Source organism: Burkholderia sp. AW33-5 (assembly GCF_053427615.1).
Genome location: NZ_JBSAXA010000053.1, coordinates 1 through 6039, shown reverse-complemented (window position 1 = coordinate 6039; position 6039 = coordinate 1). Strand labels below are relative to the sequence as shown.

General features: G+C 60.2%; 10 protein-coding genes. 1 reads left to right on the top strand and 9 read right to left on the bottom strand.

Annotated elements, in window-relative coordinates:
* Positions 1 to 6: 6 nt before the first annotated feature.
* The 7 genes from ACV22V_RS32075 to ACV22V_RS32045 all read right to left on the bottom strand — a co-directional run bounded on the left by ACV22V_RS32075 (position 7) and on the right by ACV22V_RS32045 (position 4028).
* Positions 7 to 315 (bottom strand): hypothetical protein, encoded by a 309-nt coding sequence (locus ACV22V_RS32075; protein ID WP_448016726.1) that lies wholly within the window; start codon positions 313 to 315, stop codon positions 7 to 9.
* A gap of 3 nt (positions 316 to 318) precedes the next feature.
* Positions 319 to 528 carry a hypothetical protein gene (locus ACV22V_RS32070; protein WP_448016725.1) on the bottom strand — a complete coding sequence of 70 codons (210 nt, stop codon included), beginning with the start codon at positions 526 to 528 and terminating at the stop codon, positions 319 to 321.
* A gap of 33 nt (positions 529 to 561) precedes the next feature.
* Complete coding sequence (locus ACV22V_RS32065) at positions 562 to 735, bottom strand: hypothetical protein (protein WP_448016723.1); 174 nt, start codon at positions 733 to 735, stop codon at positions 562 to 564.
* Complete coding sequence (locus ACV22V_RS32060) at positions 732 to 2810, bottom strand: DNA topoisomerase (RefSeq protein ID WP_448016721.1); 2079 nt, start codon at positions 2808 to 2810, stop codon at positions 732 to 734. The genes ACV22V_RS32065 and ACV22V_RS32060 overlap by 4 nt, the downstream gene beginning before the upstream one ends.
* A 2-nt stretch (positions 2811 to 2812) precedes the next feature.
* Positions 2813 to 3031: a hypothetical protein gene (locus ACV22V_RS32055; protein WP_257775583.1), complete on the bottom strand. Its 219-nt coding sequence runs from the start codon at positions 3029 to 3031 to the stop codon at positions 2813 to 2815.
* 25 nt (positions 3032 to 3056) lie between these two features.
* Positions 3057 to 3707 carry a hypothetical protein gene (locus tag ACV22V_RS32050; protein WP_448016718.1) on the bottom strand — a complete coding sequence of 217 codons (651 nt, stop codon included), beginning with the start codon at positions 3705 to 3707 and terminating at the stop codon, positions 3057 to 3059.
* A gap of 75 nt (positions 3708 to 3782) precedes the next feature.
* The gene (locus ACV22V_RS32045) at positions 3783 to 4028 is read right to left on the bottom strand and encodes a helix-turn-helix domain-containing protein (RefSeq protein WP_448016728.1); all 246 of its coding nucleotides are present in this window, start codon (positions 4026 to 4028) and stop codon (positions 3783 to 3785) included.
* 134 nt (positions 4029 to 4162) lie between these two features.
* Between ACV22V_RS32045 and ACV22V_RS32040 the strand changes: the two genes are divergently transcribed.
* Complete coding sequence (locus tag ACV22V_RS32040; protein ID WP_448016717.1) at positions 4163 to 4531, top strand: helix-turn-helix domain-containing protein; 369 nt, start codon at positions 4163 to 4165, stop codon at positions 4529 to 4531.
* Positions 4532 to 4548: 17 nt separating this feature from the next.
* Here the strand turns inward: ACV22V_RS32040 and ACV22V_RS32035 are convergent, their stop codons facing one another.
* Complete coding sequence (locus ACV22V_RS32035; RefSeq protein WP_448016715.1) at positions 4549 to 5517, bottom strand: PAS domain S-box protein; 969 nt, start codon at positions 5515 to 5517, stop codon at positions 4549 to 4551.
* Positions 5518 to 5567: 50 nt separating this feature from the next.
* The gene (locus ACV22V_RS32030; protein WP_448016713.1) at positions 5568 to 5954 is read right to left on the bottom strand and encodes a hypothetical protein; all 387 of its coding nucleotides are present in this window, start codon (positions 5952 to 5954) and stop codon (positions 5568 to 5570) included.
* Positions 5955 to 6039: the final 85 nt, after the last annotated feature.

Here is a 6039-nt window from a genome sequence, read left to right as displayed (position 1 = left end):
TGAAACTCATGACCGCTCCTTCATCGGGCGCAGCCGCGCGATCGCGCCGTCGACGATCATCGAAACGATCGTCGGAATCTGGCCGGCGATCACGGTCACGGTGCCGGCCATCAGCAGGCTTGCGATCAGAGCGCAAGCGATTTCGATCACCATGCGGTCCGGGCGCGACGCATGCGGCGTCACGAGCGCAACGAAGGTCGGCAGCTGCCGCATCACCCACGACAGAAAACCGTACAGGAGCGACATCGACGCGCAGATCACGATGACGTTGCGCGGCGTGAACACGTGTCGCAAAAATTTGAAGGGATTGCGCATGTCTCACCACTCCACGTTATCGCGCGGCCAACCGCTCTTGCACATCACAAATCCGATCGCGACCCAGCCGAACGCCACGATCGCCGCCGCGATCAGGTCGCCCACCGAATCCCGCCCGATCAGCCAGGACGCGACGCCAAACACCGCCGTCGACAAGATGAAGATCAGCAGTGCGCGGATGCCTAACCGAATCCACCTGAAAATCCTGTTCATTGCATGGCCCTCATTTGTTGTTGGATCCAGTTGCTACAACCTGCCGAAGGGGCTGTAGTGCGGAGGCGCGAATGCGTCCACGAGCGCGGCCACAGAAAGCAACGCGGCAACAATCGCCGCGGCCGCAATCGGGTGTTCTTCACCGAGTACCAGAACCACGCCCAGGCTCGACACCGCCACTGCGAAACATACGAACGAAACCGTCATCGCCACCCTCCGAGACCGAACGACGTACTCGGCCGCTTCTTCGCGCGCTTCGCAATGAAATCTGGTGCACCGTTCGCGTCCGGATACGACGCCTTGCACGCAGGCTCGGCCTTGTAGTTCGAACACCCCCAGAAGGCGCCGTCCTTGCCGTTGATCCGGCGCAGCTGGCCGGTCTTGCATACCGGGCACGGCTTTACACCCGGAAACTGCATCGGCGCCACACCGATCGCCGCGACAATCTTCGTGACCATCTGCTCGCTGCGACGCATGAATGCGTCGAAGGTCATCTCACCGTCGGCCACCGCGTCGAGCGCGATCTTGAACATGCCGGCGACCGTCGGATCCTTGACAGGACCAGGCAGTGCGGCGAGCAGCGCCCGGCCAGTCGGGCTCGTCATGAAGCGCGTTTTGGAGCCCTTTACGGGGACCAGGAAGCCACGCTCGCGCAGATCGGCGATGATTCCGGGGCGCGTCGCGCTCGTGCCAATCCCCTTGCCTTCTTTGAGACGCGCTTTCGCGGCCGGATCGTCCGTGTACTTGTGCAGGTCGATCATCGCAGCAATCAACGTTGCCTCGTCGAACCGCTCAGGCGGCCGGGTTTCCTTCGCCTGCAGGTCGACGTCGAGCACCAGCAGTTGATCGCCCACCGACAGCTCCGGCAACGTCTGTACGTCATCGCCGGTTTCGGGCTCGGACGGCTTCAGCACCGCGAGCCAACCGGCCGAGATGGGCGTCCGGCCGCCGACGATCAGGCGATTGCCGGCGCATGCAACCTCGATCGACGTCTGCATGAACGTCGCGGCCGGGTAGAACTGCACCAGGTAGTAGCGGACGATCAGGTCGTAGACCTGTTGCTGCAATGGCGTCAGCACGCTCAGGTCGGCCCGGCGAACCGTCGGCACAATTCCGTGGTGCGGAGTGCCGACCATATGCTTGTCGTCGAAGGCCCGCGAGCGCAGCGACGGATCGGCACGATCAACCAGCGGCGCGAGATCCGCGCGATTCGCGGCGAGCGCAGCCAGCACGGTAGGCGCCTCTTCATGCTGCGCTTCGGCCAGGTAGCGGTTCTCACTGCGCGGATAAGTCGTCAGCTTGTAGCGGTCGTAAAGCTCCTGGGCGGCGTCCAGTACTTCGGCAGCCGTGCAATCGAAACGTCGACACGCCTCGACCGTCAGCTCATTCATCGACAACGGGAGCGGCGCCAGATCGCGCGTGGGCTTGCGCTCGAATGCACTGACCGATGCCGACGCATTGGTCATGCTTTGCGCAAGCGCGGCCGCGACGTCGGGATCCACCAACCGGCCGGCGTCGTCGAGGCCGGCCTGATCGTCGGCTGCCCGCCACTTCGCATTGAACGCGCCGTTCGCGTGCTGCAGCTGAGCGGCCAACAGGAAATAGGACGTCTTGGTAAAGCGTTCGATCCGGTCGTCGCGCTCGAACACGATCTGCAGCGCCGGCGTCTGCACACTGCCGACGCTCAGCACCGAGTCGAAGCCGAGCGACTGCGCGCGACAGGTCGCGGCACGCGTCAGGTTCAGACCGAACAGCCAGTCGTATCGGCTACGCGCGAGCGCCCAGCGATACCAAGCACGGAACTCCGGCTCGTCGTTGTCGCGCAGGTTCGCAAGCGCCTTGCGTACCTCGTTCGGATTGTTGTTGTTCACCAGCAGCCGCTTGACCGGCAACGTGTTGCCCAGGTATTCCAGCACCTCGTCAACCAGCAGCTGTCCCTCGGCGTCCGGGTCGCCAAGGTGCACGACCTCGTCGACGTCGCTCAACAGCTGGCGGATTGCTTCAAGAATCGGCACATGCTTCTCGACCGGCTCAAGAACCCATGCCGGAGGGATGATCGGTAGATCGCTCGCGCGCCAAGTCTTGTTGCCCCTCTTGTTAAGCGGCACATCGTCAGGCAGATAGAAGTCCGGCAACACCTGGCCGAGAATGTGCCCCTGCAGCGGCACGAAGAAATCGCCACCAACTTTATAGGCCGGCCCATTGCGCAAAGGACGCCCGTCGACCACGGCCATCACGTCCTTGGCGAGCGACGGCTTTTCGGCGATGTACAAACGCGCCATGCTTATCGACCCTCCTGTTCGACCACGCACGCGCGCACGAAACCGCAATGCGGCAGATCGTGCTTCGGCTGGTCGAAAAAGCGCCGCTCGGCGAGCGAATCCGTCGAGTGAAACGCGCGCGGATGTACCGCACGCAAAATCTCGGTCAGCGCATCAACAGCCTCCACACCCTCGAGCGATGCATTTAGGAGTGCTTGTTTTTCGGTGTTGTTGAGTGACATCGCGTGGCCCTCCGCGGAATATCAATCAGTGACGAGTGCCGATACCGAACCAGGGAGACGGCGAGCCGCTATTCCGGTTGCGGTTGTTCTCCTGGTCTTCGATCCACTGCTTGGCGGTTTCAGCCGGATCATAGAAGGGGGTCGTCGAGCCGCCACCGAAGTATTCGGTGCGCGAGCTGGACTTGGTGCCGAGGCCCCCGCTGACGTTCCACCAGACGCGCGTGAAGACCTGTCCATTAAGCTTGACCTGGATGACGCTGTGCGCGCGGCAGGCCGGCCCATACAGGTTGCTGTAATACATCAGGTCATACGGACAGAATGCGCCGCTGGCGCCGCCGTTACCGCCGGTGATCGTGGTCGACTTCACCAGTTGCACGACGTCGTCGGGAATCGCGCGGCGAAACTCTTCGGGCAGCGAATCCCAGCTTTCCATCAGATTGCAGGTGGGAAATGGATGGCCGTGCGACAGGTGGTCCCAGAGCTTTTCGATGGGTGGCACGCAGGCCCCCTCGGTCTCGGCACCGCGGCCATCGGAAAGACACAACATCACCTGACAGCCCCAGTCGTCGGCATGCGCCGGCGCAGCGGGCGCGAGCAGCGCGGCCGCAACGGCAAACGCGTGCAGGTTCATCTTGGTCGCGCGAAGGGACCAATGCGCTACAATAGGCGTAGCCATTCCCGTTTTCCTCACCAGATACGAAATAATGGTCAGGTTGATGTTGGTGTTCCCGCACTAACATCGACCGATTCTTTACTGCTTCGCCTGCTCTTCCCCTGCACTCGCAGGATCAACTCCCGCCTTCCGCCCCGCCTCCAAATCGGTCATCGACGCATTAGATATCTGCTTATATATTTCCAACAGCCTTAATCCAAGATCTGCGTTGGGCCGCTTCGTGATGCCACGTGCCAAGTCGCTGATCGTTCTCTGACCACAATCGCACGCCTCGGCGAGCTTGGCTTGGGTCATCCCGCCGTGCTCCCGGTCCGTCAGTCGCATAACAAGATTTTGCCAGTTCATGACTGAAGAATAGTGGCAAACCGATATTTCAGTCAAGTGGTAAACCGATATGTTTAGCTGAGCGTCGATAATTTAAGTGGAAAACCGATATTCACATCGCCTATCGTAGCGGCATGGACGATTCAAGAACTGGGCGCACGCCGTTTGGAGAGCGGCTGCTGTACGCGCGAAAGCAAAAGCGCCTGACGCAAAAGCAGGTGGAAAGCCGTATTGGTATTGGCCAGAGCACGTTGGCGCAGCTGGAGCTCAATGGCACTGGATCGGCTTACACGGTTGCGCTAGCGCTTCTCTACGGGGTCAGCCCGGTCTGGCTTGCATTGAACAAGGGGCAACCGTATGGAGGCTTACCCATGCCCGAATGGCTGTACCCTCTGAGTGACGTGGACATGCTACGGGTACAGAAATACGCGGAGGCACTTGCGGATGCCCGGAAGGAGGGGCGAAGTCCGCCGCCGATGCCAGATAATGGCGTCCCGGGCTAGACTTCGCGCTGGTGCTCTTAGGCGCCGTTGATACGGCGCGACGAGGGGACAATCTGCGAGTGCGCCAGCTGCGCATCGAGCTCGTCATAGAGGCTATATGCGTCTCGAACAGCGCTGGCTGCGAGTCGTCTTGCGTTCGCCAACGACCGGGGATCTCCGTTCCCCTCTTCCAGCTTCTCGAGCAGCGTGCGCGCGCCGTCGACGATAGCCACCCAATCCATAATCCGATTCATCAAGCCGAGGTAGTGCGCCTCGTCCACGACTGGCGTCGGTGCGGGGTCGACGTCCTCGGCCGCCAGGGCGCCACGAGGGAAAGCAATCTCTACCCCCGAGCAGACGATAAATTCGGTCGACGCGTCGGATTTCGATTTTATAAATCTGTTCCTGAACAAGAAAGGCCGGGCACCCTGCGCGGTCTCGATAACCCGCTCGACGTCGTAGGGCCTACCCTCATCGAAAAACCGTTCGATGTTTCGAAGCGACTGTGTCCCCTCAGTGGGGGACATAAACAACGATTGCGCATTTTCACCGATCACGTTCTCTTCTTTGCAGCCGGTGTACTCTTCGGCCTTGCGATTGAAACGACGTATCGTCCCCGTTTTATCGAGCACGACGACAATCGAGTTCACTTCGGAAACAATTTCCTCAGCAAAAGCCAGCGCCTGCATAGAATTTTGAGCAACTGCCTCGGGATCTCCGAGTGCGGCCGCAACGCCAGCCCAATCGGCCGTTGTGATCTTCTTCCCGACAAGGTGTAAGCGCACCGGTCGACCGAGCATCTGAACGTCCAAAAACAGGACCGCTGTAGCGCCTGTCAGGCGCTTTATCTGCGTCACCTGCCTCGCCTTCAATTTGACCCGGACACTGCGCTCCGTGTCGCCACCGGTCGCGCTCAGTACCAGCTCATCGCTGGAGTTCGACAGCTTCCAGATAGGGCTAGACGTGCCAAGATAATCATCGAGACTTTGAAAATTTGATTCGACCATGCAACCACCAACTGACTTATTCAAACGCTTATCGATAATGCGCCGCAGTCCTACGTTCTCTGAGACATAGGAAACGGCACGACATTGCTCTGTCGTGGCACATACAGCTCGGAAACAATGCTGTCGCTTGCCTGGTAGGCCGGGTTCGTCGACAAGACCCCGCGCCAGGCGTTATCCGGGAACCGCTTGCCAAACAAAAAGGCAGGAATCGGCTTGCCATCGATCTGAATCGAACAGGGAATCTTGCCAAGCTCGTCCCCCAAATCCCGGACAGATTCGAGCGATTCGGCGGGTAGCAACGCCGACGCAGCCGACGCTTTGAGTGCTGACCGGGATCCGCCCAATCGAATTACATTGCTATCTTGCGTAACAATCCAGAATGGATTCTCCGTGCCGAAGCGAAGATACAACCGCGCACCCACGTCCACTATTTCCATGAAGGTTCAACCCACCTAAAAATTTGTGCGCGGATCCTCGCCCACGCAAACGTTTGCCAATCTCGCGTATTTTGACCACTAGTGC

Coding starts and splice junctions, on each gene's coding strand:
- ACV22V_RS32045 (WP_448016728.1), bottom strand. CDS start 4,028: ATGCGACTGACGGACCGGGAGCACGGCGGGATGACCCAAGCCAAGCTC.
- ACV22V_RS32060 (WP_448016721.1), bottom strand. CDS start 2,810: ATGGCGCGTTTGTACATCGCCGAAAAGCCGTCGCTCGCCAAGGACGTG.
- ACV22V_RS32030 (WP_448016713.1), bottom strand. CDS start 5,954: ATGGAAATAGTGGACGTGGGTGCGCGGTTGTATCTTCGCTTCGGCACG.
- ACV22V_RS32040 (WP_448016717.1), top strand. CDS start 4,163: ATGGACGATTCAAGAACTGGGCGCACGCCGTTTGGAGAGCGGCTGCTG.
- ACV22V_RS32075 (WP_448016726.1), bottom strand. CDS start 315: ATGCGCAATCCCTTCAAATTTTTGCGACACGTGTTCACGCCGCGCAAC.
- ACV22V_RS32050 (WP_448016718.1), bottom strand. CDS start 3,707: ATGGCTACGCCTATTGTAGCGCATTGGTCCCTTCGCGCGACCAAGATG.
- ACV22V_RS32055 (WP_257775583.1), bottom strand. CDS start 3,031: ATGTCACTCAACAACACCGAAAAACAAGCACTCCTAAATGCATCGCTC.
- ACV22V_RS32035 (WP_448016715.1), bottom strand. CDS start 5,517: ATGGTCGAATCAAATTTTCAAAGTCTCGATGATTATCTTGGCACGTCT.
- ACV22V_RS32065 (WP_448016723.1), bottom strand. CDS start 735: ATGACGGTTTCGTTCGTATGTTTCGCAGTGGCGGTGTCGAGCCTGGGC.
- ACV22V_RS32070 (WP_448016725.1), bottom strand. CDS start 528: ATGAACAGGATTTTCAGGTGGATTCGGTTAGGCATCCGCGCACTGCTG.